Genomic DNA, 25,611 nt, shown 5'->3' with positions numbered 1-25,611 from the left:
TATAATATAATAGGTCGATTACTATAGGACAAAACATTTTATTTACTATATATAAAGATAATCATATATAGTTACATTCTACAAACCACGGCGTGAACTGTACATACCACAGCATGGTTTGTGCAGTTCACGTCGTGGTCTGTACGATTCACGCCGTGCTTTGTAGAATGTAACAGTATCTTACGAAGAATGAACAGGCTCTTGAATAACTATTCTAGCCAAAGTGTAGCGTTTTTATCTTATAGGAAAATAGCGGTGAATTCCTTTTCGAAATTCGGCGTGAATACGCCTTTCCCCAGATTCTCCTTGATCTCCTCGATCGGCCAGAAACGTCCTCCGTCCAGTTCCTCGGGATCAGGGGTGATGGGGCCATCGTAAGTGGTCCGGAAGCTGTTTACCAATTCCTTCTCTATGGAAGACTCGAATATATAACGTTTGATGAAGACAGGCGTGAAATCGGTAATGCCCAATTCCTCACGAACCTCACGGCGCAGGGCCTCTTCCACGCTTTCTCCATAATCAATATGCCCACCTACGGCCGTGTCCCATTTTCCCGGTTGTATATCCTTGTTCATGGAACGTTTTTGTAGATATAGATCTCCATCCTTATTAAAGATATGTAAATGGATTACGGGATGTAGCAACTTACTTCCGCTATGACATTCCTTGCGAGTAGCCTTTCCGATCGTCTCACCTTCCTCGTTTACCAGAGGAAACCATTCTGTTCTCATATTTTAAATAGACTTTAATTTACTGATAACCGTACCTAACTCCTCATCCGTTAAATTATTTCCATACGTAGCGTAATCCAAGCGGAACGTACATCCGTTCTTGTATTCGGAGCAACCATAAGCGGTTTTGCCCCGGAGGATAGAGCCTTTGTGACAGATGGGGCAAACGGGCTTATCCGTTGATGGAAGCTCCAATTCAGGAGTAGCCTCTGCTTTCTCTTTCTCTTTCTTGGCACGAGGCTTACGAGGTTTCTTTTCCTTTTTCTCCTTGGGTTCGTCTTTGGGAGTTTCTTTAGCTGCTTTAGACGTATCCTCAATCGTGATCGTTCGCCGGGTTTGGTCGGAAAGGACGTTTATGACGACCTCGTTTACCATCTGCTTCAACTCATCCAGAAAAGTACGGGCCTCATAAGTCCCTCGTTCAATCTGGCGTAGTTTCTTTTCCCAAAGCCCCGTCAACTCTGCGCTTTTCAGCAGTTCTTCATGGATCGTGCCGATCAATTCCGCACCGGTAGCGGTGGGATAAAGATTCTTGCGCTCCTTCCGTATATAATTACGCTTGAACAAGGTCTCGATGATCGCCGCACGGGTAGAAGGGCGGCCGATACCGTTTTCCTTTAAGGCATCCCGCAGCTCGTCATTATCCACTAATTTACCGGCGGTTTCCATCGCCCGCAATAAAGTTGCTTCCGTATAGGGTTTCGGAGGCTGGGTCCAAGTCTCTTTCAAGATCGGTTTATGCGGGCCGCTTTCTCCTTTCACGAAATCGGGCAATACGCCTTCTTCCTCGGTAGGTTCAGCCTCCGGATCTTTCTGCTCGGCTCCGAATACGACACGCCAACCCGGTTTGAGGATTTGCTTTCCGGTTACCTTGAATTCCACCTTATCCACTTGACCCAAGACCGTAGTGGTCGATATCTCGCAATCCGGATAAAAGGCAGCGATAAAACGACGGGCTACCAAATCGTACACCTTCCGTTCCGTATCCGTAAGATTGCGGGCGGGGACTCCGGTAGGGATGATCGCATGGTGATCGGTAACCTTCGAGTTATCAAACACTTTCTTGCTCTTCGGCAATTTCTGATTCATCAAAGGAGCGGTAAGCTCCGTATAATCCACCAACCCTTTCAAGGTATTGGGAACTTTCGGATAGATATCATCACTAAGGAAAGTCGTGTCGACACGCGGGTAGGTTGTCACCTTCTTCTCGTAGAGCGATTGGATCAGCTTTAGGGTATCGTCCGCCGTAAACGCAAATTTCTTATTACATTCCACCTGCAACGAGGTCAAGTCGAATAGGCGGGGGGCGAATTCCTTCCCTTTCTTCTCGGTGATACTGGTTACAGTAAAATCCTGTTCCTTTACCTTCTCCAGAAAAGCCTCGCCTTCCTCTTTCTTCGTGAACTTACCTTTCGTGGCGGAGAAAGTCGTATTCCTGTAAATGGTCTTTAATTCCCAATAGGGTTCCGGCTTGAAATTGTCGATCTCGGCTTGCCGGTTTACGATCAAGGCGAGCGTCGGGGTTTGCACACGGCCGATCGATAATACCTGCCGGTTCTGCCCGTAGCGCAAGGTATAAAGGCGGGTGGCGTTCATCCCCAGCAACCAGTCGCCGATGGCACGGGATAGCCCGGCCTCATATAACTTATTGAATTCCGTCTGTTCTTTGAGTTTTTGGAAACCTTCCCGGATCGCCTCCTCCGTAAGCGAGGAGATCCAAAGGCGGTAGACCGGGCATTTACAACCTGCCTTTTGCATGACCCAGCGTTGGATCAGCTCTCCCTCTTGGCCGGCATCACCGCAGTTAATGACCATCTCGGCATTTTGCATCAGGCTCTCGATTACCTTGAATTGTTGCTCATACGTAGGATTCTCGATTAGTTTGATACCGAACCGGGGAGGGATCATAGGTAGTGACCCCAGACTCCAGCGTTTCCAGTTCTCCGCGTATTCATGCGGTTCTTTCAGGGTACACAAATGCCCGAATGTCCAAGTTACCTGATATCCGTTTCCTTCGATATACCCATTCATTCGTTGGGTTGCCCCTAATACTTCCGCAATTTCCCGGGCCACACTCGGCTTTTCGGCGATACAAACTTTCATCAATACATCATCCTTTCTTAAATGAACAGACAAAAATACATGATTATTTCCGAATGAGCAAAGATGTTTGTTATCGCGAGTTTATAAAGCTGTATGATGGAGTTGCTGATTTTGGTTCAATTTGTTTTTACCTTTGGGAATTTTGCATACATTTGAACCTATGTAATCGAAGTGGGAGAATAAGTCGAATGGCAGACATTGATTCAGAGAAAGAAAGAAGGCTTGTGGCGGACTTGCTAGAAGGGGACGAGTCGGCCTTTTGTGAATTATATGCCCTGTATAAGGATCGCTTGATGTGGTTTTCCTTGAAATTCCTTAAATCCCGGGATATGGCGGAAGATGTTTTTCAGGATGCTTTCGCCTCTATTTGGCAGAATCGCCGTTTCTTGAACCCGAATGTACCTTTTGGCCCGTATGTGTATACGATCGTGAAAAATCGGATCTTAAACCTGTTGGCGGGACTGGATCGTGAGTTGGAGCTGAGGGATAAGATACGGTCCGCCTCATTGGATAGCACGAACGAGACGGAGGACTCGGTATTGGATACGGATTTAAACGCATTGTTGGATAAGGCGCTTGAAACGTTGACCCCACAACAAAAAAGGGTTTTTGATATGAGCCGTAAAGATATGAAATCCCATAAGGAGATAGCCGACAGTTTGGGTATCTCGGTATATACGGTACAACAACATATCTCTACGGCCTTGAAAGTGATCCGGGCGTTTCTGGCTAAATATGCGGAGACTTATATGAAGCTACTGCTCTAAAAACACACCTCCCTTTATTCATATTCCCGATAGGCACCGAACCGGGCTAAGCGATCCTCGCCGAGTTGTTCCGGTACAGGTTGAGGGGAGAGGCTCAAGCCTTCGTTGATCTGTTCCCAAAGTCCCGTACGGGTGTAAGTTTGATGCACTTTCTGGAAATGGGTGGATAGTAATAAATCCTTGGCTTCTTGATATTGCTTCTTATCAATCAGTAGCTGTACCTTTCGCTCGACCACCCATTCATCAGAGGACGCGTTTATCTTATCCAAACATTTTTCCCGTTCCGGTAAAGCCTCTGTTCCAAACTTCTTTAATACTTTATCCCGCTCGATAACCAACTGGGGATGTAGGTTCAACCACGAGGTCTCGGGGATAGCGGCGTAAGTATCTCTCGCCTTTTCCCACGCCTGCCGACGAACATATAGCCTTGCCAATAAAGCTTTTGCCAGATCGATATCCGGGATGGATAGTTGTTCGATCGCCTCCTCTACACGTTCTCTTCCAGCCAACCAAGTCCCATAGTGGAATTGCCAATAATCCCGTTCCGGCCGGGGAGATATTTGGATCGCCCAACGAAAAGCATCGTCCAGATCTTCCATGCCGGATGGAGCCCACTGCCCGTCTTCCGGATAGGGGGCGGCGGGAAGCGTGGACTTATTCTTATAGGCATCGGCTAAGGCGATCCAGATGGAAGATTCATTCTTCCGGGCCCAGTCGAATAGCGGGATGCGATCGATCGGGCGAAGCCTTAATGCCGGAACCTTTAAAGAATAGATATCCAAAGGATGATCTGTCGGTATCCAATATTCTACGTGATTCTTTTTCTCGCCGGGACGCAATTCTAGCTTGATGGACTGGTCGCTGATCGGGCCACCTTGGATTTCTACGTAAGGCTGCCGGTCGGGGGTACTGAGCATGGACCATTCCTTGTCGCCGGCTACGCCATAACTCCATAGCTTGATACCGGGCGTACTGGATTCGTCGGCGATATGATAGAGCCCGCTGCCCAAGGAGGGAGTGTAGGCCCCGAAAGCATTCACGTCTTTCGTTTTCCAGAAGTAGCCGGTCATCTCTTTGATATCCCGTTCATGATGGGTTCCTTCGGTTTTCCAGTCGATCGTGTCCAACGTGGAGGCATGGGATAATACGGTCCCGTTCGGGAAATCGTATTGGGTATCCGGTGCGCAAGGAAGGGCGGCGTTGGACCATGACATCCATGGATAGGCTTGCTTTCCCGGGTTGTAGTAAACAACCCTTTGGGTAAGGCATTCGTCCTTATCTCCTAAGGAATATTCTACAGACCATTGCATACCGTAATGAGATTCCCGTTCTCCGCATGTTACATATGTGCGGTCTCCCGTATGATCGATCTGATAAAGCACCGGCTCATTTTGCGTGGGAGAGTGGGAGATCGGGAAACTGACCTCGATCCCCCCGGCCACGAAATAGAAACGGGGTAATATCCGTGTGTATTTGATTACGTCCGGTCTGTACAAGACCTCCTTGCCGCTCTCCTTGTGAGTGAGGGATATTACTTTCCCGCAAAGATCGGGGCAGATGATAGCCTTGACTTTCTCGTTCTCTAGCGAGATCATCCGGTACCTTTTAGGTACCGGACGATTTGAGGTCTCGCTATAACTCATATAGGGGTATACGCCATTCGGGTCCAAGGCGGTCGGTAGCGGGCCGGTGGGCGTCAATACGTGCGTCAGCTGTATCTGGTCGAACTCCTCGCAAACAACACCTGTTGTCTGCGAGAAGGCCGGCCCTGCGGCTACGCTTGCCATGAGTGATAGGATTAAACGATATGCTTTCATGTCTTTCCTGCTATATAAGCCCATTATTTCGCCAAAAGATCGGACAGTTGACGGATGATGAGGTTACCCTTACGTACATCCGCCGAGATCTTGTTCTCATCGAACTCTTTCTCTTTCGGGAAGATAGACAAATGTTGGTCTAGCTGCTTCAATAAGCCTTGGGCTTGCGCGTTACCCGATTGGGCGGTCAGTTCCCGTAAGATACGGACCTTCTCGAAATCCACGATACCCTCTCTCATCTTCTCGAAGCGGATGCAACTCTTGCCTCCCGGATATACCATGTAGCAATCGCCTGCTGCCCAAGAGCCATGACGTGCGTCGCGATCGGCATCTTCCGGCCAAGCGTCGTAAGCCCATCGCAAGAAGCCGTCGTACCCATACGCCATTACATACCAACTGATCCAACGTCCCTCGATAGGAGGTGAGAACACGAAGTTGTTCGGGATCGGCGGGTTACAGCATACGTATACGGTGGACGTGCGTCCGGTGGCGGCCCGTGCCTTTTGCTCGGCGATGGTAGGTTCCTCTCCGTAAAGGAAAGAATAATCGTCCAGCAGTCCGTCCAATTCCTTATGCCAATTGCCGGCGTAAGTGATCTTCCAGCATTTATCATGGTTGCGCACGACATTGATAGCCGCTAAGGTCTCTTCCATCGGATTCTCGTTGATTCCGATATAGGTGATGTCCAACCAGCTTTTAGCTTCTAGATGGAACTTGAAATCCGTGAGGAAGATATTCCACATCTTCTTGAATTCCTCCGAGCTTGGCGCCCAGTTGATATAAGAATAATCGCCCGTAGCCTCGTCCTTATAGCGGTGACGGAATCCCCAAGGAATCGGGGTATAGAGGGTGATTGCCTCGTTGATGCCACATTCCATCGCTAATTCTACGTACTCGTCGAAGATCTTGTAGTCGAAGGCCCATGTGCCGTCCGCTTTCTTGATCCACTCGATCATGCCCCCCTCGATCATATAGGAGTTATCGGACCAAGGAGAATGTACTCCATAAGTCGTGATGTAGGTACCACCCGCGTCGGCATAATGCTTCAAATGCTGCTTGAGAAGCATCTTATGTTCTGGTGACCACGGTTCCACGTGATTGTACCATGCCACGGCCCACGGGTTCTGCCATAGGTCCAGACGGTATTTCCAGTCTTTCGGATAGGGGAGCAACTGGTTTTGCACCACGATCTCCAGATTCAATAGTTGAGGAGCCTTGCCTTTCGCCCGTACCTCCACTTTGCCTTTATACGTACCGGGAGCGGTTCCTCTCGGCACATCCACCATCATCCATACCGGACGGGTGGTTTGGGAAGGGAGATCGAAGCGGTCCAGCGTCTCGAAACGGTCTGGCATCAAGAAGCCGGATTTGTAGGGAGATTCCCCGCAGATGGCTTTTTTCTCGGCATACGGATAATTGGACAATACGTAACGCACCAACTCGAAGGTAATCCGATCTTTCGGGATGATGTTTCCCTCGGCGCTCCTCAAGTCTTGCGTAGAGACACGTACTTGTTCCAATGCTTCTGACGACCATACCAATATCTGGGCATTCGCTCTTTCCCCCCTCCAAACGGCCGTAGAGTAGGAAGATGATAAATCGTTGTCATGGTTTACGGGTACTTCCTTCCGGAAATAAAGCCGGTCGGTCGATCCGAAGGCGGAATGGATACCCGCCTGATTGCTCCAAGCGGGTTCATTCACGCAAAAATCAAATGTTAACTCCGGGTCATAGTGGTGACTCCGTACAGGGACAAACGTGGAATCCATCTGCCCCGGATACACTTGGCCTAGACTGATATGAGAATAAATAAAAAAACTAGCTACCGCTAAAAAGTATTTCTTCATGCTATAAAAATTTAAGATAATTCATATTTAAATGGGATTCCCCTCCCAGATAGGTAGGCCCTCCCTTCTCGTATAGGTAGGGCCTACCCTCATATATATAGTCGCTTATTCTTGGAAAAACCCTTACCAGCCCGGATTCTGTTCCAAGGTTCCTTTCGACAATTGTACCTGTTGCAAAGGGATCGGGGATAGCCAATGCTTCGGTGTCTGGAACTTGCGGGCGGATGCGGGTTGGGCGATGATAAAGCCATCGCTATCCACCTGTATATCCTGCCCGATCACCAACTCCGGGAATTTCTGTTGATACTCCGTACCCACGAATTTCACGCCACGGATCGCAAGGGGAAGAACCGTTTCCGCCGTGCCCCAACGACGTAGGTCGTCCCGGCGATATCCTTCGAATGCCAGTTCCACGGTTCTCTCACGCCGGATCTCTTCCAGCATATTCAGGCCGTTGACGGAGACGAAAGCGTTGGTTAGGTGAGGCATATTCGCCCGGTTTCTCAGATCATTGATGGTGATGTCTAACTGATCGTCCGTGATTTGTCCGTTCTTCTCGTATAAAGCCTCGGCGAGGATCAGCAGGACTTCGGCGTAACGAAACTCCTTGAAGTCGTATTCGCCGATGAATTGAGCGGCATCCAATGTCTCATCCAAGAACTTACGGATCATATAGCCTGTGCGTGTAGCGCTATTCCCTACAAATCCCGGATAGGTAGGTGTCCAGAGACCTCCCTCGAAAAAGACCTCGCTACCGGGAACGATAAACGTCTGCTCCATACGGGAGTCCCGGTTCTCGAATTCACTCGTCTGGTATTGGAATCCCTTAAATAAAGGAGATTTATCGATGGGCAGACCATCGTTACATAAATACATATCCGCAAGGTTTTTTGTAGGAACCATGGCACCGAACCAAAGTTCCCGTGTCCAGTTATGGGTCACTCTCAATTTATAATAACGCCTTGCCAATAAGACCTCCTTGCTATCATCCCCCTCTAAGATATGTAGATATTTATAGCTTTCCTTCCCTTTATCCCGGAACAAGGCGTATTCCTTGGAATCCACTAAGGCTTGGGCGGCATCGATGGCCGATTGGATATACATATCGGCGTTGGAGCCTTGATGGTATTTCTCCCAAGTTCCCTCGTACAAGGATACGCGGGCTTTTAACGCTAAGGCGGCCCCTTGCGTGGTACGGCCCAATTCCTCGGTAGTCAACTGGCTTTGCTTGGGAAGCAAAGGAATCGCCTTATCGAGATCGTCGATGATAAAATCAATGATCTCCTGCTGGGAGGAGCGAGGCGTGTAAAGCTGTTCCGAGGAGGTATTCAAGGGAATCTCTATCTTGGGAACCCCTCCGTAGAATTTGACCAGTTTCCAGTAGTTGTAGGCCCGGAAGAAATGGGCCTCAGCTTTCCAGCGTCCGATCTCGTCATCGGTCAATCCAGACTCCTCCGCTTTCTTGAGCAGATAGGAAGTGGATTGGATGAATTTCCAAGGCTCATCCCAATCATCCGAATTGACCGGTGCTAAATAAGAACCATCGCTTACGTCGTCCGCCCCCGAACCGAAAGCGATATCCGAGTTCTTATCTATATATTGGGAGGCCTCCATCAGGCTGAAGTAAAAATCATTGGCGGCCAACTCGAAATCGGAAGGCTTTTGCCAAAATACGGCGTCGGACACTTGATCCATAGGTGTCATATCCAAGTCGCAACTAGATAGCCCGAGTGTGGCCGATAGCGCTATAATTATATTAAATCGTCTCATACTGCTAATTTGTTTTTTCGTGGAACCTTAGAAAGTTAAGTCAATACCGAAAGAATAATAACGTTGGAACGGATAATTGAATCCGGCTTTGTCCGACTCGGGGTCCCATCCTCCTTTTACGTTATGTATCTCGAATAGATCCTGTCCGCTTACGTAAAAGCGTGTCCGTTCGATGCCTAGTTTCTGTAACGCACCTTTGGGGAGCGTGTAGCCTATCTGGATATTCTTTAGGCGAATGTAGGCGGCGTTGATCTTTTGCAGGGTGGATGCCTGATAATTCCAATGCCGGATCTCCCCATGCGTCAAGCGGGGATAATAGGCGTCCGGGCGATCCTCGTTCCATGTCTGGCCGTAGTAGAACTGAGGCGGGTATCTCCACCAGTCGCTCTAAGGCATGGCGAAGTCTCCTTCACGGAACAAGGTGCGCTTGGCAACTCCTTGGAAGAATACGCTGATATCGAAGTTATTCCATTTAGCGCCCAGATTCAATCCGAAGGAATAGCGGGGAGTGGTGGAGCCAACGTATTCGGCGTCGCCGTCATCCCCATCTTTATCACCGTAGGTGGAGATCTTACCGTCGCCGTTCAAATCCTTGAACTTCGCGTCTCCGATGCCGATATTGGAAGGTACGCCCTCTAGTTTCTTATAAGCGTCGAGATCCGCTTGGTCCTTGATCACGCCATCGTATACGTAAGCGAAATAGGAATTCATGGGATAACCTTCCCGGGTCTCGTTCAATCCTAGTTTATAGGTATCGGCACCTCCGTATTCAACTAATTTGTTCACGGCGTCGGTCAACTGGAATTGGGCAGAGTATTCAACGTTGCCGATCTTGTCGGTCCAGTTCAATGTCAACTCGAAGCCGTTCGTGCGTAATTTACCCGAGTTCGAGTAGGGTGCCTCCGCGCCTAACATGCTGGGATAAGTTACCGGAATTAACATATTATTATTCATCTTCACGAAATAATCAAACGAGAAGCCGAGGCGGGAATCAAGGAAAGCGGCATCGACACCCACGTTGACATTCTCCAGAATTTCCCATGTCCGGTCTACCCCGGCCAATACGTCTAAGCCCATGGCTTGGCTTTGGGAACCGTTTCCGAACGGATAGATTAATTTAGTTCCCCAGCCATCGTCCCTAAACTTTAGCAACTGGATATAGTCATACAGGCGGATACCTTCTTGGTTTCCGGTCTGTCCGTATGATGCTCTTAACTTCAGCTCATTGAATACCTTGGAGTTTTTCAAGAAGTTTTCTTGAGAGATACGCCAGCTGGCGGAGACTCCGGGAAACATCCTCCACCGGTTGCCGGGGGCGAAACGGGAACTACCGTCATAACGGAAGTTTGTCTCCAGAATGTACTTGTTCTTAAAGCTGTAGCCTAGGCGGGCGAAGGTAGAGCCGGTAGCCCAATGCTCGGCTTTGGCGTCGTTCTTCATATTTCCCGTGCCTCCGAGGTTAAGCTCCCACAGCTCATCCGAGATGAAGTTATCACGGCGTGCCATGAACATGCGGACTTCCTCCGTCTCGTAGGCCATACCTAACATGGCGTCCAGATGGTGGTCCGGGCCGAAGTTCTTATCGTAATTCAAGTAGGCCGTGTAATTTTGGTAAACGGTCTCTTCTGTCGTGCGATCCACGGCAGACTGCTCCGGACTTCCCGCTCCGGTGTAGTAGGTGATATTATTGTCCCATGTATAAAGAGGGATCGCTTTCGCTATGTCCTCATTGTTCTTGTTCTTATAATTAACACCGGCTTGGGCGGTTAAGGTCAGTCCGTCGATAATGTTGGCGATTAACCTGAAATTACCATTCATCTCCCGGGTCTTGAACGTGGCGGTCTCGCTCTCTTTGGCCAACGCTACGGCATTGCTCCAGCCTCCTTGGGTGAAGAAGTTACCATCGGCATTATAGACCGGGTGGTTAGGCATATCCAGAATCGCCTCACCGATTACCCACGCTCCGTTGCTGCCTACATCGGTACGTTTATTATTGTCCAAGGCTACTTTGGTTTCCAGCTTTAACCAATCCGTGATCCTATAATCGTAGTTCATACGTAGATTATACTTGGTGTTATTGTCGTCGGCATATTTTACGACTCCGAATTGCTTGCTATAACCGGCGGATAAATAATAATTGGATTTCTCGCCGCCACCGGAGATAGTGAGATTGTGCTTATGCTGAACGCCGTTGTTCAACAGCTCGTCCATCCAGTCCGTGTTCGTAAAGAACAATTTCCATCCTCCATACAACGGGTGATCGATCGGATTCGGGTCGTTGGACAAGATCCTATCCAGAAGCTCTTGCGTATACATAGGGGCGGAGCCGTTATGGATATTGGCCTCGTTGTCCATGATCGCCATCTCATAATTGGTTGGCGCTTTCATCATACCGGTCATCTTGGAGATCGACAAGTTTCCATTGTAAGTGATCTTAGGTGCGCCGGTCGCTCCCTTCTTGGTCGTAATCAAGACAACGCCGCCTGCGGCCCGTGCTCCGTAAATAGAGGCGGAGGCATCTTTTAAGACGGAGATGGCATCGATATCCTGCGGATTGATCATATTGATATCACCGGGAATACCATCTACTAAAACCAGCGGGGCACTGTCTCCGTTAGCGGATGAGACTCCACGTATGTTCATCTTAAAGTCCTCGTTACCCGGCTGGCCGGAGCTTCGTTGGATAACCATCCCCGGTATTTCTCCCTGCAAGGCGGATAGCACGTTGGTCACGGGCTTAGATTCGATAACCTCAGAGGTGACTTTCGAGATCGCTCCGGAAAGATTGCTTCGTTTCTGTGTTCCGTAACCAATCACGACTACCTCGTCAAGCTTTTGGGCGTCTTCCTTTAGCTGGATATTAAGGGTCTTGTTGTTGCCTACGGCCACTTCTTCCGATAAATAGCCGATGTAAGATATGAGCAGGATCGATTTACCGTTCGCCTCGATGCTATACTCACCGTTCAGGTCGGTAACTGTCCCTTTGGACGTACCTTTTACCACGACGTTCGCCCCGATGATCGGTTCGCCCCGTTCATCTGTAATGATACCGGTCACTTTCCGGTCTTGTGTCACTGGAACGGAGGCGTTGCCCGCGTTTCCGAGACTGACGGCTATCGTGTTATTCTCTCGCTTAAAATAAAGATTGGCTTGCCGGGTGATCTCGTTCAATACGCTGTTGATGGGAGCGTTCTTGAACTTTAGGTTAACTTGTACGTTCCGGTTCGCTATGGCTTCTCCATAGAAAAACTTTAATCCTGTCTGCTTCGACAAATCATCGAAGACTTTTTGTATGGGTTGGTTTTTTACTTGAATCGTTATTCTTTCTTTTTGATTTTCTTGGGCTTGCAGAGGCTTAGGGGAGCTTAACGCTAAAAAAACTAAAATAATAGAACAACACATCCAATTATACCTAGTAATAGTTGGAAAGTTCATAATTTTGTATGTTTAAAGGTTGTTTTTATACACTTTTAAAAACAGTCCGATTTCTGTAATCTCCAAGGGGGTCCAATCCAAGGGTGTACATATCGGGAAAGATAAAGGGAGATCGAAGGTCAGAGGTCGGTTTCCCTTTTTTATGTGGCTATGCTTAGGTCGTATCTTTCATGACAAATCGATTTTAAGGTTAATAACTCGTTTTGTATAACACGATCCGGTTTCCTTCCGTCCGGTATCGGATGCCGGTTGAATATTGAATCACGTTCAGTACGGCTTTCAGACTTTTATTGTCGTGCTCGCCATAGATGTAATCGTCGAATACGCTATTCGGATCGAGTACGATCGCTTGATTATACATCCGTTCCAGATCATGTACAACGCTACTAATAGGTGTCCGGTTAAAATAAAGGCCGCCTTGCAACCATGCCGTTACTTTTTGGACGTCCTCGTTCTTTTTAAGGATCTCTCCATTCGCGTTATTCACGATTACTTGCTCGTTCGGTAATAGGCGCATTACGCTTTCGGGCATATCCACCTCAACTTTTCCGGTCCGAACGCTGACGGCCATCAACTCATCCTCTTGATAGGCTTTTACGTTGAAAGAGGTTCCGAGTACTTTTACGTCGGCTTGTCGGGTACGGACGATGAAGGGCTTGCCCTCGTCTCTCATGACATTGAAAAAAGCTTCTCCTTCCATTTCTACCAAACGGATGTCAGAGGTAAATTCCGTTGGGTATCGCATGACGGTACCGGCGTTTAGATGAACGACCGTGCCATCGGGAAGGGTGACTTGCTTATGTTCGCCATGATTGACGCTTATTTCCGTTAGGAGATGGTCGCTAGCAGATGTATGCTGCTTCGCTGAATGATTTAGGTATAGTTTCGCTCCGAATCCGATGGAAACGATAATCGCTATGCTCGCCGCATACTTGATGAAAGTGGATAGGGAGATTCTTCTTTCTCTTTTACGTGTCTTATCCAACAGGTCTTGCGCCTCCTTCTTATAAAGCAGATGATTATGGGAATCGGATTGAGGTAAGTCCTGCGCTTCGTTCCAGACCCGGTCCATTTCGCTTTCTAATTCTGCTCGCTCCGTTATGGATGAGGCTAACTTCCGCAAGGTCTCTATATCGTTCCGTGTATAGAGTCCATTTACGTATCGGATTAATAAATCGCTTATATGTTTGTTTTCTTCTTCCATTATTTCTCGTGCTATATTAATAGTACAAAGAAGTCCGGGAGAACTGGGATATCATTAACTTTTATTAGTATATGATTTTATTATCTTTGCGAAACGATATGTGATGCTAAATGAAAGAGAGACAAATTATAAAGTCGTTGAAAGAAGGAGATAGGGAGGCTTTTTCGATGTTGTATAAACAATATTGGGAAAAGGTTTATCATTTCTGCGGGCTTTATTTGAATAATCGGGATGTGGCCGAGGATGTGGTACAAGAGGTGTTTATCAAGGTCTGGGAGTCGAGGGAATTCATCCGGGAGGATGATAACTTCAAGGGGCTTCTGTTTGTCATCACCCGTAACTTGATCTTTAATCAGCACCGGAAGAACGTGAACGAGGACTTTTATAAAATGACGGTCTTGTCCGCTATGGAGACCTCCTACGACTTAGAGGAAGAGATCACCGCCTATAACTTGGGGGAGTATATCGATCATTTGATAGAGGAATTGCCGGAAAGACGCCGGGTTATCTTTAATCTAAGCCGGAAGGAGCATAAAAGCTATAAAGAGATAGCCTTCCAACTCAATATTTCGGAGAAGACCGTTGAGAACCAGATCAGCGAAGCCTTGAAGTTCTTGAAGAAAAATATCATGTTACTTATCTGGTTTATCTAGCGCTTTCCTAGGTCACGTATTTATAGAGTCCGGAAGTGCCACTGCGTTCGAATACGCCTTTTTTTATCAGGCTCTCCTTCAAGAGGGCTAAGGAATGAGCGCCGAATCCCCTGTATTTTAGTAGGACTTGTAGTCCTTTATCTTTCGTGTATCGCAGCAGATCTTCCAATGTATAGATTTCCATTTTTCGTAACATGTTTATCGTTCGGGTGTCTAGGTCAAAATCGCTCACGAGAGATAAGGAGAGTACATTCATGATATCGTCCGTAATGATTAGGGGTAATTCATGGGGAAGATAGATATTAGGTGAGATTTCTTTTCCCGATAAGTCTTTTATCGTTCTCAATAACCGTAGGTTCTCTAGTTTCAGGGATCTAAGCTCTAACTCTTGTTGGCGACAGGTTCGTAAAAGAGAGGTCATTTGTAGTTCGGTCTTGGTTATAACGGCTTTTTGGCGGTCAAATTCATTAGCCATGGCGATAATATGCCGTGAATACTCTTTCAGGCTTTGTACATTAATATATATACTGTCTTTGGAGGATGTCACCTCCTGATCGGGAATTTGTTCTTTTACGTCTAGCCTTGTCATAATATATTCAAAAGTATTTTATCGTGAATAAATATGATGTAGCGACGATATCATAAAAAAGCATGGAACTGTCGCTACTACCCAACGTGTAGGGTATCCCCATACCCTTGAAATCGATAATAGACAACAGCCCATGCTTTATTATATATATTTGAGTATATACAATTAGCATGGGCATTTAGTTGCTATTATTCCGATTTCTTAATTACGGGGATAATTTACACGAAGGGAATAATATCTTAAAATGCCGTATTTATAATTAGTGCCACACAGGGATTATCGCTTTAACCCCATTATCGGTAGCACGGCAAAGATAGTCTTTCTTCTTTGATAAATAATAACGATTGTGGTTGTTTTTCGTCCTAAGTTTTAGTTTTGCTCGTCTTCTTTTTCAGGCAGCACATAAATCCGGTGTGTTCGATATCCTACGCTGGCTATTACGTTATCCTTGATAAATTGCTTGATATCCTCGCTCGCACGGTAGCGGGTACAATTGTTCAAGCCGGCGTAATCGGTGAGATTTATATATGAGTTTCTTTCTAGATAAGATAACATCTTAGCCTTCCTTCCCTCAATTCCCGTTTTGGGCAGATTTTCCCGTTTAACCAAGATGGGGGCGTTCTTTTTTACCATCTCCTTCAGTCGGGGAGAGCAGCGGAAGTTAACGCCGTGTATGCTAGCGCTTGATTTAGTATTTCCTTTCTGGTCCGTTACTTCTTTGCTTTTTACCGATGGCGAGAAATGTCCCAATCCTTCCAGTTCCACGCTGTACCCATAGGATAATTCCCTGCCGATATAGGAAGTAAGCGCCTCCAATACACCTTTTATGTCGGCGGAGGTGACGGATGAGCATTCGGAAATATACTCACATATATCGTTCATGCGTTTGGTATCTCTGGTGATGACTCGTGCGCAGGATGTTGGCCCGCGTTGTTCATTGCCCGGTGTATTATAAATACTGACTTGGATGCCACTTCTTGGTTTTCCCATGATTTTCTCGTTATTTAAATGGATAATGTATAGGATGCCTCGGAGATTTAACGTTTATCTCTTTGGCGTTTCTATTTGATGAAATCGGTTGCCGACGCCCTCGGCAATGCTGCTGACGCTGTCGGAAATATTGCTGACGGCGTCGGAAATACTGCCGACACCGTCGGCAACCAATTTCATTGAATACAAAGGACGGAAATATAAGGATGGAAAGCAAGGAAGATACTGATAAAATACAATTTCGTAAAGATAATTTTAAAGAGTACCTATAAGTAATGGACATTTAATTGTACTTGAGGCTTTAGGCATGATTATTTTTCAATCGTATTTGGGTATCTTATCTGAATTTGATTAACCTAAGCGAATTTTTTTATCTTCCAATAGGGGGGAGGGAGTCGTGGCGTGTATTTATAAATAGAACAAGAATAATAAACATGAGCGAAGATACGAGAACGATATTGAAGAAGTTGATGCGAAATGCTCTGGATGAGAAAGATCGGCAACGTTTGCTGTGTGACCCAAAAGTGGAAGAGCGTATGCGTTCCCAATGGGACGAGGCTGCGGATCGCGTGAATCCCGTGGTGGGGAATCGCATGTGGGAACGAATCATAGCCCGGACAATGGCGACAAACGGTGTCCGTAAACTCTGGGTCTATAAGATTACGGCGATAGCCGCCTCCATATTGCTACTTTTAGGTGTAGGAAGCGTAGTTTATTGGTCTCATACGAAAGAAGATCAATATATATATGTAATGGCCTCCGGTGTCCGTTGCATAGAGTCGGTTTCCTTATCGGACGGCACGACCGTGAGAATGGGGCCGAATAGCCAATTGATCTACCCAAAGAGTTTCGATGGCAAGACCCGTGATGTGGAATTAAAAGGGCAAGCCTTCTTCGACGTGGCGAAAGATCGGGAAAGACCATTTACCGTGCATACCAAGAACATGGATGTAACGGCCTTGGGCACGGCCTTCGAGGTTTTCAATTATGATTCCGAGAGCAAGTTGGAGACGATCCTGTTAAACGGTAAGGTGAAGATTGGCTTGGGAGGTCCCAATGTGAAGAACAGGCGTGAGGTGATATTGAACCCGAACGAGATGTTGGTTTTCGACAAACAAGCGAATACCGTTAGAGTTAAGACGGTTAATGCCGAGGAGTATTCGGGTTGGCGTAACGGTGTCCTCAGTTTTGAGAACGAACGCTTGAGCATGATCCTTACCCGTCTGGAGCCTTGGTTCGGGCGGAAGATAAAGTGCCCGAAGGAGATAGCGGAGAAATATCGGTTTACGTTTAAGGTACGGGATGAGTCCTTGGAGCGAATCCTGTTTATGCTGAGCAATACGTCGCCCATTAAATACAGAGAGAAAGACAATGAATATGAACTATATATAAAGGGAGATAAATGAGTGTCTAACGTTAAATTCTAGGAGATATGCTTGTTAACAGTTCTTGAGTCTAATAAAAAACAGGAGGAAAAACTAGGTTTCTCCTCCTGATCAAATGTTCTTGACGGCAGGCGTTAGGAGTTGAGAGGCCGACACACCTGCTAATTTATTCATCAGAAACATTACAAAGTTATGAAAAAAATCAGAAAAGTAAACCGAGTCATGAAGATAAGTGCGTTGTTATCCTTGGCTTTCGCATGCACTGTATCCGCTTCTACCTATGGACAGAATTATAAGCTTTCCATGAATAAACAGGATTGCAGTATATCGGAAGTGCTAAAAGAAATAGAGAAAAATAGTGAGTACACGTTCTTCTTGAATGATAATCAAGTAAATGTAAATAGGAAAACGAGTGTAAAAGCAAATAATGCTTCGTTAGAGGAGGTCTTAGAGCAAGCCTTGAAAAATACGGGATACCAATATGAGATTGTAGACCGGCAGATTATAATTAAGTCAAAGAGTGTTTCAAGTGTCTCACATCCGAATGCCTTATTCCAGTCTTCGCCACGAAAGATTACCGGGCAAGTAAAAGATGCCTTGGGAGAACCCATTATCGGGGCGAATGTTGTCGTTAAAGGCACTACGAACGGAACGATTACGGATATTGATGGAAACTTCAGTCTGGAAGTACCGGACAATGCGATCTTGGTAGTTTCTTTTATTGGTTATACGGATCGTACGGTCGAGGTTGGTAATTCTTCGAAAGTAATGGTCAGCCTGTCCGAGGATACCCAGAAGTTGGATGAGGTTGTGGTTGTAGGTTACGGAACGCAGAAGAAAGTGAATTTAACAGGAGCGATCTCCTCTTTGGATGCGGAGACGTTGGAGAATCGTCCGATCACCAACTCGACCCAAGCGTTGCAAGGTACGCAAGGTGTTTACGTAAATCAAGCGGGTGCTCAGCCGGGAGCGGACGGGGCGACGATTCGTATTCGTGGTCAGGGAACCTTGAACGATAATAATCCATTGATTTTGGTGGATGGCATCGAGTTCCCGTTGGAAGCGGTAAATCCGAATGATATTGAGAGTATTTCCGTATTGAAAGATGCGGCTTCTTCCGCTATCTACGGTTCTCGTGCGGCGAATGGCGTTGTCTTGGTAAAGACAAAGGGGGGAAAGAAAGGTAAGTTTACCGTCGATTATAATAACTATTTCGGCGTGCAGCAGGCTACCTATCTGCCTAACTTCGTATATGATCCGGTCGTGTTTATGGAAATGAGAAACCAAGCGCAACGGAACGAAGGTAAACTAACGGTGGATTATTCTGATGCGTTAATCGAGGAGTACAAACAAGGTATGTTAACAGACCCGATTATGTATCCGCAGAATAATTGGTTGGATATTATGTATAATAATGCCTTTATTATGGAGCATAACATGCGTTTCTCCGGAGGTGATGATAAATATACGTATTCCGTATCTTTAGGCTATGGTGATCAAAATGGAGTATTGCGTGGAACGGATTCCAATAAATATACCTTAGCTGTGAATACGACTGCTCAGGTAAATAGCCGTTTGAAGATCGGCGCTAATATCAATGCGCATTATCAGATCTATAATGAGCCGGTAGCGGGTGTGGCAAACTTAGTGGAGATGACTTATAAAGCGCAGGCTTTCCACCCGACTTATACGGCCGATGGTCGCTATGCGGATACCTTTATCCGTACTCCTGGGCATAATATCTATCGCCATCCGTTGGCGTTGGCCGATGAGGGCGAGAACAAGCATAAGTCCTTGCGTATGTTGGCGAATTTGTCTGCGGAATATAAGCTTCCGTTTGATATCGTTTATAACTTGAATGTCGGTTTAAACAAATATGATTATCTGCAATCTCGTTTTGCGCCTGATGTATACGAATATCAGTTGAAGACCAATGAGGAGAAACGAGTGGTTTATGACGGTCAGAATACACGCCATGCCTATAAAGGTGATAAGAATGACTTGGCAGTTACAGTATTCAATACTTTATCTTGGGGCAAGAAGTTCAATGATGCCCATGACGTAAAAGTATTGGCTGGCTATAGTTTTGAGAGCGATGATAAGACTGAGTTTTCCGCTAAGGTAGAAGGTTTCTTAGGGAACGAGTTGCACGAATTAAACGCAGGTTCTAGTAATCCGAGTGTAGCGGGTACTTCCTCGAGATCAGTCTTGATGTCTTACTTTGGTAGGGTGAATTATGGTTATAAGGATCGTTATTTATTTGAGGGTAACTTTCGCTATGATGGTTCGTCTCGTTTTGCCAAAGGAAATCGTTGGGGTATTTTCCCATCATTCTCTGCCGGATGGCGTTTGAGCGAGGAAGAGTTTATGAAAGATATTCCTTGGATATATAATCTGAAATTGAGAGCTTCTTGGGGACAATTGGGTAACGAGCGTATCGATTTGTTCCGTTACGTGGACCTAATGAACTTGAAGGTGATAAAAAATGATGGTTCAATTACGGATTATAACTACCCGTTGAATGGAGCGATGCAATCCGGAGCGGCTATTACCGCCTATAACGATCCGAACATCACATGGGAGACAACGACCATGACGAATGTCGGTATTGACGCTAGCTTGTTAAACGGAAACTTAGATTTCTCTTTCGAGTTCTTTGATAAACGTACTTCCGACATCTTGCGAAAGGTTACTTTGCCGGATCAAGTAGGTGGTCTGGATGGCCCGATCCGTAATATCGGCGAGGTGAGCAATAAAGGTTTCGAGTTGAATATGGGGTATCGGAACAATATCGGGGACTTCCGTTACGAGGTAAATGGAAATATGACCTTTATCAAGAATAAGATCGTTAGCTTGAAGGGGCAAACAATCATTGATGGAATGTTTATCTTGGAAGAAGGAAAGCCTATCGATTCTTATTATATGCTTCATGCTATCGGTATTTTCCAATCTGAGGAGGAAATCAAGAATAGTCCGTATCAAACCGCAGCTACTAAACCGGGATATCTGAAGTTTGAGGATACGAATGGAGATGGGAAAATTACCGAAGATGACCGCCAGATACGTGGTGGTGTGATTCCTAAGATAACTTATGGATTCAATATCAACTTAGGATATAAGGATTGGGATCTGGGCGCTTTCTTCCAAGGTGTAACTGATGTCTATACATATGGAGACCGCATTGGTGCTACTCCTTTATGGTTTGGTTGTGGTTTGCCGGAACAATGGTTGACGGATGCTTGGACTCCCGAGCGGGGAACCAGCGCTACATTGCCTATCTTGACTACGTATGAAGGATGCTTGAACGAGAATTTCCGTACAAATGATTTCTGGTTGAGAAATGCCTCTTATTTACGTTTGAAGAACTTGCAACTTTCTTATAACGTACCGGCCTCTTTCTTGAAAAGCGGTGTGGTTAAGAGATTAAAGGTCTTTGTCAATGCGCAAAACTTATTCACGTTCTCTCCGATGAAGGATTTTGATCCGGAGAAGAACTTGAAGGGAAGCAACTGGTATGCCTATCCGTCTGTACGGACTTATACGGCAGGTGTTAATGTCACATTTTAAATAATAAGGAATAATAATATGAGACGTAAAATATATAAGATGATATGTGTCGCTGTCGCTTGTATGAGTTTAATCGCTTGTGATAGCTGGTTGGATGTAGATCCTTCCGATCAATATTCCACGGAAACATTCTGGAAGACAAAAGAGCATGCGAGCGCCGGTATAATGGGATGTTACAACGCATTGAAACCTTGGCGTTCATTGCATACGATGGAATTCGATATGCTGACAGCGAATGCGATGCCTTATAACGAGGCGAATGGTACGCAAGCGATTGGAAAGGGTGAACATTTGTCTACTACGGCTCTAATCGGAAGTTTATGGAAGAACTGTTACGTTGGTATTGGCCGTACGAATACTTTCATCGCTAATGTCGGAGGTGTTGATATGGATGAGTCGGAGAAGGCGAAGATGGTGGGTGAAGCCAAGTTCTTACGAGCTTTCTATTATTTAAGTCTGGTCGATAAATTCGGAGGTGTGCCACTGATTATAGATGCTCCCAATGCGGATGAGCAAGCCGAATTACCTCGCAATTCCAAGGACGAGGTAGTGAATCAGATTGTCAAGGATTTGGAGGAGGCCGCTGCCGTGCTACCGGACACCTATGCTAGCTCAGACTTGGGACGTGCGACAAAAGGTGCTGCGTTAGCGTTAAAAGCCCGTACTTTATTATATAATTCTCGTTGGGCGGAGGCGGCCCAAGCTGCTAAGCAGGTAATGGAGTCTGGCGTTTATCAATTATTCAATGATTATCGTCATTTCTTTAGCGAAGATAATAAATATAATTGTGAGGTAATCTTTGATATAGAAGCGAAATTGCCGGAGTATCCAACGGATTATGATCAGAATATCTGGCGCTTGAATCGTCCGGCTCCCTTGAAGGAACTGGTTGATACATATCTCTGTATTGACGGGAAGACGATAGAAGAGTCACCGCTTTATGATCCGACTCGTCCGTATGAGAACAGAGATCCTCGTTTATTGAAATCGATCGTTTGCATCGGTTATCCGTATTTAGGAAAGACGATCACAAAAGAAGATGTGGCGACTACGGGTTTCGGTGTGAAGAAATACACTTCTTATGAGGATGATGTAACGATTCCTTTAGTAGAACGTTCGGCTTTCAATTTCATTTTAATTCGTTATGCGGAAGTTCTGTTGACGTATGCCGAGGCGCAGAATGAGGCGAGTGGTCCTGATCAGTCAGTTTATGATGCCATCAACCAATTGCGTAGGCGTCCGGATATCAATATGCCGGAAGTACCAAAAGGTTTGACGAAAGATCAGATGCGTGAGGTAATCCGCCGTGAACGCCGTATCGAGTTGACCTTTGAAGGACTCTACTATTCGGATATCTTGCGTTGGAAAACCGCCGAGAAAGAGAATAATGGTATGATGCATAATTATGATGGAATAGAAGTCGTGAAACGTTCTTTTAATCCGAAACGAGATTATTTATGGCCGATCCCTTATAACCAAACAGTCTTGAACCCTAATTTGGAGCAAAATCCGAACTGGGATTAATTCTTGGATAAATTAAAAACTGTTATCTTTGAAGTGCCAAACACAGGATGGCACTTCAAAGCCAATATATCAATAAATAATATCATGAAGAATAAACTAATGTTACTGACGGCCGCCTCAGCTTTTTCAATGGCAGGCATAGCCGCTGATTACACGAATATCGTCCTAATCAATTTGGATGATGTGGGTTACGGAGATTTTTCTTTTAATGGGGCTTATGGATATACCACTCCGAATATCGACAAAATGGCGGCGGAAGGCGTTCGTTTTACACACTTCTTGGCGGGACAGCCGATTAGTGGAGCGTCTCGTGCTGGTTTGTTGACCGGTTGCTATCCGAATCGTATCGGTTTCGCCGGCGCTCCGGGACCGGATTCGAACTACGGAATCCATCCGGATGAGATGACGATCGCAGAGGTATTGAAACAGAAAGGATATAGTACCGCTATCTTCGGTAAATGGCATTTAGGTAGCCAAAAGGAATTTCTTCCCTTGCAAAATGGCTTCGATGAGTATTATGGTTTGCCGTATTCTAACGATATGTGGCCATTCCACCCGCAACAAGGTGAGGTCTTTAATTTCCCGGATTTGCCGACTTATGACGGAAACGAGATTATCGGTTATAATACGGACCAAACACGGTTGACTACGGATTATACCACCCGTTCTGTTAATTTCATCAAGAAGAATAAGAATAAGCCTTTCTTCTTGTATCTGGCTCATAATATGCCCCATGTACCGTTGGCCGTTTCCGATAAATTCAAGGGAAAGAGCGAGCAGGGTTTATATGGCGACGTGATGATGGAGATCGACTGGAGTGTAGGTGAGATATTCAAGACATTGCGTGAGCTGGGCTTGGAAGATAATACGTTGGTGATCTTGACTTCCGATAATGGCCCTTGGACCAATTACGGGAATCATGCCGGTTCAGCCGGTGGGTTACGTGAGGCAAAGGCTACGACCTTTGATGGTGGTAACCGGGTTCCTTGTATCATGTACTGGAAAGGTAAGACGTTGCCGGGCACGACTTGTAATAAGTTAGCTTCTAATATCGACCTTCTTCCTACGTTTGCTGAGATCACGCAGGCCCCGCTGCCTACTCGCAAGATTGATGGCGTTAGTATCTTATCATTGATAGAGGGCAAGAAAGATGCGAATCCTCGTGAATCCTTTGTCTATTATTATAACAAGAATGACTTGGAGGCTGTCACGGACGGTATGTTTAAGCTGGTATTCCCTCATAAATACGTTACTTACGGGGCTTATGAGCCGGGAAACGACGGCCAGCCGGGTAAGTTGACGAATCTGGAGATCATGAAACCGGAGATGTACGACTTGCGCCGTGATCCGGGAGAGCGTTATAACGTGATCACCCAGTATCCTGAGGAAGCCGCGAAGTTGATGAAGATCGCCGACCTGAAACGTCATGAGTTAGGGGATAACCTAACGCGCGTAAAGGGAACGGAGCGTAGGGAACCGGGTCTAGTACAAGGGAAAAAACGTCATGACCTATGAAACAATCGATCATAAGTATCGGAATGACTGCCTGTTGTCTTTCGGGGAACGGGCAGTTCCTCTTTGCCGCCGATAAACCGGCGCAAGAGGAACGTCCCAATATCTTGTTTATCCTTTCGGATGATCATACTTCCCAGTCTTGGGGCATTTACGGGGGGGTGTTGGGTGATTATGCCCGGAACGAGAATATCCGTCGCTTGGCTGCGGAGGGCTGCGTGTTAGATAATTGTTTTTGTACGAACTCGATCTCTTCCCCTAGTCGTGCGGCGATCTTGACCGGAGCCTATAGTCACGTGAACGGTGTTTACACGTTAAGTGATTCCTTTGATCCGGAGCAGGATAATATCGCCAAGCAAATGCGGGCGGGAGGCTATCAGACCGCTTTGGTCGGTAAATGGCATCTGAAAACGCAACCGCAAGGTTTCGACTTCTATTCCGTGTTTCATGACCAAGGCGAGTACCGGGACCCTACTTTCATAAACTGTACGGACCCTTGGCCGGGTGAGCGTAATTTCGGGGAGCGGGTACGAGGTTTCTCCACGGATATCGTGACGGATAAGGCGATCCGTTGGATGAAAGAGGCCGATAAGGACCGGCCTTTCATGATGTGTTGTCATTTCAAGGCTACACACGAACCTTGGGATTTTCCGGAACGGATGAGGCATTTGTATGACGGCGTTGTTTTCCCGGAACCGGAGAACTTATTTGATTGGGGGCCGGAGACGAATGGACGTACCTTCTCCGGACAGCCTTTGGAGGAGTTGGCTCGTCGTTGGGACGTGGCGTCGCAAGACCCTGATAAATGGTGGTGCCGGTATCCGGAGTTGCCTTTTACGACGAAGGGCATGCATCGATCTGCCGCCCGTAGCGCCGCTTACCAGAAATTGGTGCGCGACTATCTGCGTTGCGGGGCTACGATCGACGATAATATCGGGAAGTTATTGAAAGCGCTGGACGATATGGGAATCGCCGATAATACGATCGTGGTGTACGTATCCGACCAAGGTTATTTCTTAGGAGAGCATGGTTTCTTCGATAAGCGTATGATGTATGAGGAGTCTCTACGTATGCCTTTCGTGATCCGTTACCCGAAAGAGATCCCGGCAGGGACCCGCAATAAGGATATGATCTTGAACGTGGATTTTGCCTCTTTGCTGGCGGATTACGCAGGCGTGAAGACCCCGAAAGAATCGCAGGGCCATAGTTTTCGCAATAATCTGAAAGGAAATACCCCAAGGGATTGGCGTAAGGAGATGTATTATCGTTATTGGACCCAACATTCGAACCGTCCGGCCCATATGGGTATCCGTAATGAGCGGTATAAACTGATGTTTTTCTATGGCGACCGTCTGAATATGACTGGTTCGGAGGATAAGACCACGACACCAGCATGGGAGTTTTACGACCTTCAATCCGATCCTCGTGAGAATCACAACGCTTACAACGATCCCCAATACGCCAAGATTATCCGGCAAATGAAGGAGGAGATGCTGAAGCTGCGGAAAGATGTTAAGGATGAGGACACGAATACCCCTAAAATGAAGGAGATTATGGATACCTATTATTGGTAAAAAGAAAGCGGAGGGAGACGTAGCGTGCTGCGTCGCCTATCCTTTGTAATAGAAGTCCACGCTAGCAACCGAGAGGGAGTGTGGTATGTTATAAAGCATGTATTTCTAGAAAGAAGAAGGAATTTGTTCTTTTGTGAAAAAGA

At 46.4% G+C, this 25,611-nt stretch carries 17 protein-coding genes; 7 read left to right on the top strand and 10 right to left on the bottom strand.

The window, feature by feature from the left end; translation table 11 throughout:
- Positions 1-239: 239 nt before the first annotated feature.
- Positions 240-731 (bottom strand): NUDIX domain-containing protein, encoded by a 492-nt coding sequence (locus tag DW033_RS13365; protein WP_122382830.1) that lies wholly within the window; start codon positions 729-731, stop codon positions 240-242.
- A gap of 3 nt (positions 732-734) precedes the next feature.
- The gene (locus DW033_RS13360) at positions 735-2,834 is read right to left on the bottom strand and encodes a DNA topoisomerase 3 (protein WP_034527038.1); all 2,100 of its coding nucleotides are present in this window, start codon (positions 2,832-2,834) and stop codon (positions 735-737) included.
- A gap of 188 nt (positions 2,835-3,022) precedes the next feature.
- On the opposite strand from DW033_RS13360, the gene DW033_RS13355 reads away from it, so the two are divergent.
- A complete protein-coding gene (locus DW033_RS13355) occupies positions 3,023-3,601 on the top strand; it encodes an RNA polymerase sigma-70 factor (protein ID WP_005858137.1) in 579 nt (192 codons plus the stop codon).
- Between the two features lie 14 nt (positions 3,602-3,615).
- Here DW033_RS13355 and DW033_RS13350 read toward each other — a convergent pair whose 3' ends face one another.
- The 6 genes from DW033_RS13350 to DW033_RS13330 form a co-directional block, all read right to left on the bottom strand.
- Positions 3,616-5,418 carry a DUF5107 domain-containing protein gene (locus tag DW033_RS13350; protein ID WP_122382829.1) on the bottom strand — a complete coding sequence of 601 codons (1,803 nt, stop codon included), beginning with the start codon at positions 5,416-5,418 and terminating at the stop codon, positions 3,616-3,618.
- Between the two features lie 23 nt (positions 5,419-5,441).
- Positions 5,442-7,265 (bottom strand): DUF4091 domain-containing protein, encoded by a 1,824-nt coding sequence (locus DW033_RS13345; RefSeq protein WP_122382828.1) that lies wholly within the window; start codon positions 7,263-7,265, stop codon positions 5,442-5,444.
- A gap of 123 nt (positions 7,266-7,388) precedes the next feature.
- On the bottom strand, positions 7,389-9,035 hold the full coding sequence (locus tag DW033_RS13340) for a RagB/SusD family nutrient uptake outer membrane protein (RefSeq protein ID WP_048927794.1): 1,647 nt from the start codon (positions 9,033-9,035) through the stop codon (positions 7,389-7,391).
- 27 nt (positions 9,036-9,062) lie between these two features.
- Complete coding sequence (locus DW033_RS24910; RefSeq protein ID WP_233554204.1) at positions 9,063-9,341, bottom strand: hypothetical protein; 279 nt, start codon at positions 9,339-9,341, stop codon at positions 9,063-9,065.
- A gap of 81 nt (positions 9,342-9,422) precedes the next feature.
- The gene (locus tag DW033_RS13335; RefSeq protein ID WP_233554203.1) at positions 9,423-12,308 is read right to left on the bottom strand and encodes a TonB-dependent receptor; all 2,886 of its coding nucleotides are present in this window, start codon (positions 12,306-12,308) and stop codon (positions 9,423-9,425) included.
- 352 nt (positions 12,309-12,660) lie between these two features.
- Complete coding sequence (locus tag DW033_RS13330) at positions 12,661-13,674, bottom strand: FecR family protein (protein ID WP_122382827.1); 1,014 nt, start codon at positions 13,672-13,674, stop codon at positions 12,661-12,663.
- Positions 13,675-13,784: 110 nt separating this feature from the next.
- Between DW033_RS13330 and DW033_RS13325 the strand changes: the two genes are divergently transcribed.
- Positions 13,785-14,327 carry an RNA polymerase sigma-70 factor gene (locus DW033_RS13325; RefSeq protein WP_005866315.1) on the top strand — a complete coding sequence of 181 codons (543 nt, stop codon included), beginning with the start codon at positions 13,785-13,787 and terminating at the stop codon, positions 14,325-14,327.
- A gap of 7 nt (positions 14,328-14,334) precedes the next feature.
- On the opposite strand, the gene DW033_RS13320 is transcribed toward DW033_RS13325, so the two are convergent.
- Together DW033_RS13320 and DW033_RS13315 are read right to left on the bottom strand one after the other, a co-directional pair.
- Entirely contained in the window at positions 14,335-14,916 is a 582-nt protein-coding gene (locus DW033_RS13320; protein ID WP_036610550.1) for a hypothetical protein, read from the bottom strand.
- A gap of 369 nt (positions 14,917-15,285) precedes the next feature.
- Positions 15,286-15,906 (bottom strand): HU family DNA-binding protein, encoded by a 621-nt coding sequence (locus DW033_RS13315; RefSeq protein ID WP_005866317.1) that lies wholly within the window; start codon positions 15,904-15,906, stop codon positions 15,286-15,288.
- A gap of 434 nt (positions 15,907-16,340) precedes the next feature.
- On the opposite strand from DW033_RS13315, the gene DW033_RS13310 reads away from it, so the two are divergent.
- The 5 genes from DW033_RS13310 to DW033_RS13290 all read left to right on the top strand — a co-directional run bounded on the left by DW033_RS13310 (position 16,341) and on the right by DW033_RS13290 (position 25,468).
- Complete coding sequence (locus DW033_RS13310; protein WP_122382826.1) at positions 16,341-17,312, top strand: FecR family protein; 972 nt, start codon at positions 16,341-16,343, stop codon at positions 17,310-17,312.
- 171 nt (positions 17,313-17,483) lie between these two features.
- Positions 17,484-20,858 (top strand): TonB-dependent receptor, encoded by a 3,375-nt coding sequence (locus DW033_RS13305; protein ID WP_008774244.1) that lies wholly within the window; start codon positions 17,484-17,486, stop codon positions 20,856-20,858.
- 18 nt (positions 20,859-20,876) lie between these two features.
- Positions 20,877-22,382 carry a RagB/SusD family nutrient uptake outer membrane protein gene (locus DW033_RS13300; RefSeq protein WP_005866325.1) on the top strand — a complete coding sequence of 502 codons (1,506 nt, stop codon included), beginning with the start codon at positions 20,877-20,879 and terminating at the stop codon, positions 22,380-22,382.
- An 84-nt stretch (positions 22,383-22,466) separates the two neighbouring features.
- Positions 22,467-23,897 carry a sulfatase gene (locus DW033_RS13295; RefSeq protein WP_008774247.1) on the top strand — a complete coding sequence of 477 codons (1,431 nt, stop codon included), beginning with the start codon at positions 22,467-22,469 and terminating at the stop codon, positions 23,895-23,897.
- A complete protein-coding gene (locus DW033_RS13290; RefSeq protein WP_008774248.1) occupies positions 23,894-25,468 on the top strand; it encodes a sulfatase in 1,575 nt (524 codons plus the stop codon). The genes DW033_RS13295 and DW033_RS13290 overlap by 4 nt, the downstream gene beginning before the upstream one ends.
- The last annotated feature ends 143 nt before the right edge of the window (positions 25,469-25,611 follow it).

The organism is Parabacteroides sp. AF39-10AC (assembly GCF_003635405.1).
GTDB lineage: Bacteria > Bacteroidota > Bacteroidia > Bacteroidales > Tannerellaceae > Parabacteroides > Parabacteroides distasonis.
This window is presented reverse-complemented; position numbering and strand designations above follow the sequence as displayed.

What these genes read in the sequence shown, in the direction of transcription:
- DW033_RS13365 (WP_122382830.1), bottom strand. Translation starts at nt 731, where the DNA reads ATGAGAACAGAATGGTTTCCTCTGGTAAACGAGGAAGGTGAGACGATC.
- DW033_RS13360 (WP_034527038.1), bottom strand. Translation starts at nt 2,834, where the DNA reads ATGAAAGTTTGTATCGCCGAAAAGCCGAGTGTGGCCCGGGAAATTGCG.
- DW033_RS13355 (WP_005858137.1), top strand. Translation starts at nt 3,023, where the DNA reads ATGGCAGACATTGATTCAGAGAAAGAAAGAAGGCTTGTGGCGGACTTG.
- DW033_RS13350 (WP_122382829.1), bottom strand. Translation starts at nt 5,418, where the DNA reads ATGAAAGCATATCGTTTAATCCTATCACTCATGGCAAGCGTAGCCGCA.
- DW033_RS13345 (WP_122382828.1), bottom strand. Translation starts at nt 7,265, where the DNA reads ATGAAGAAATACTTTTTAGCGGTAGCTAGTTTTTTTATTTATTCTCAT.
- DW033_RS13340 (WP_048927794.1), bottom strand. Translation starts at nt 9,035, where the DNA reads ATGAGACGATTTAATATAATTATAGCGCTATCGGCCACACTCGGGCTA.
- DW033_RS13330 (WP_122382827.1), bottom strand. Translation starts at nt 13,674, where the DNA reads ATGGAAGAAGAAAACAAACATATAAGCGATTTATTAATCCGATACGTA.
- DW033_RS13325 (WP_005866315.1), top strand. Translation starts at nt 13,785, where the DNA reads ATGAAAGAGAGACAAATTATAAAGTCGTTGAAAGAAGGAGATAGGGAG.
- DW033_RS13320 (WP_036610550.1), bottom strand. Translation starts at nt 14,916, where the DNA reads ATGACAAGGCTAGACGTAAAAGAACAAATTCCCGATCAGGAGGTGACA.
- DW033_RS13315 (WP_005866317.1), bottom strand. Translation starts at nt 15,906, where the DNA reads ATGGGAAAACCAAGAAGTGGCATCCAAGTCAGTATTTATAATACACCG.
- DW033_RS13310 (WP_122382826.1), top strand. Translation starts at nt 16,341, where the DNA reads ATGAGCGAAGATACGAGAACGATATTGAAGAAGTTGATGCGAAATGCT.
- DW033_RS13305 (WP_008774244.1), top strand. Translation starts at nt 17,484, where the DNA reads ATGAAAAAAATCAGAAAAGTAAACCGAGTCATGAAGATAAGTGCGTTG.
- DW033_RS13300 (WP_005866325.1), top strand. Translation starts at nt 20,877, where the DNA reads ATGAGACGTAAAATATATAAGATGATATGTGTCGCTGTCGCTTGTATG.
- DW033_RS13295 (WP_008774247.1), top strand. Translation starts at nt 22,467, where the DNA reads ATGAAGAATAAACTAATGTTACTGACGGCCGCCTCAGCTTTTTCAATG.
- DW033_RS13290 (WP_008774248.1), top strand. Translation starts at nt 23,894, where the DNA reads ATGAAACAATCGATCATAAGTATCGGAATGACTGCCTGTTGTCTTTCG.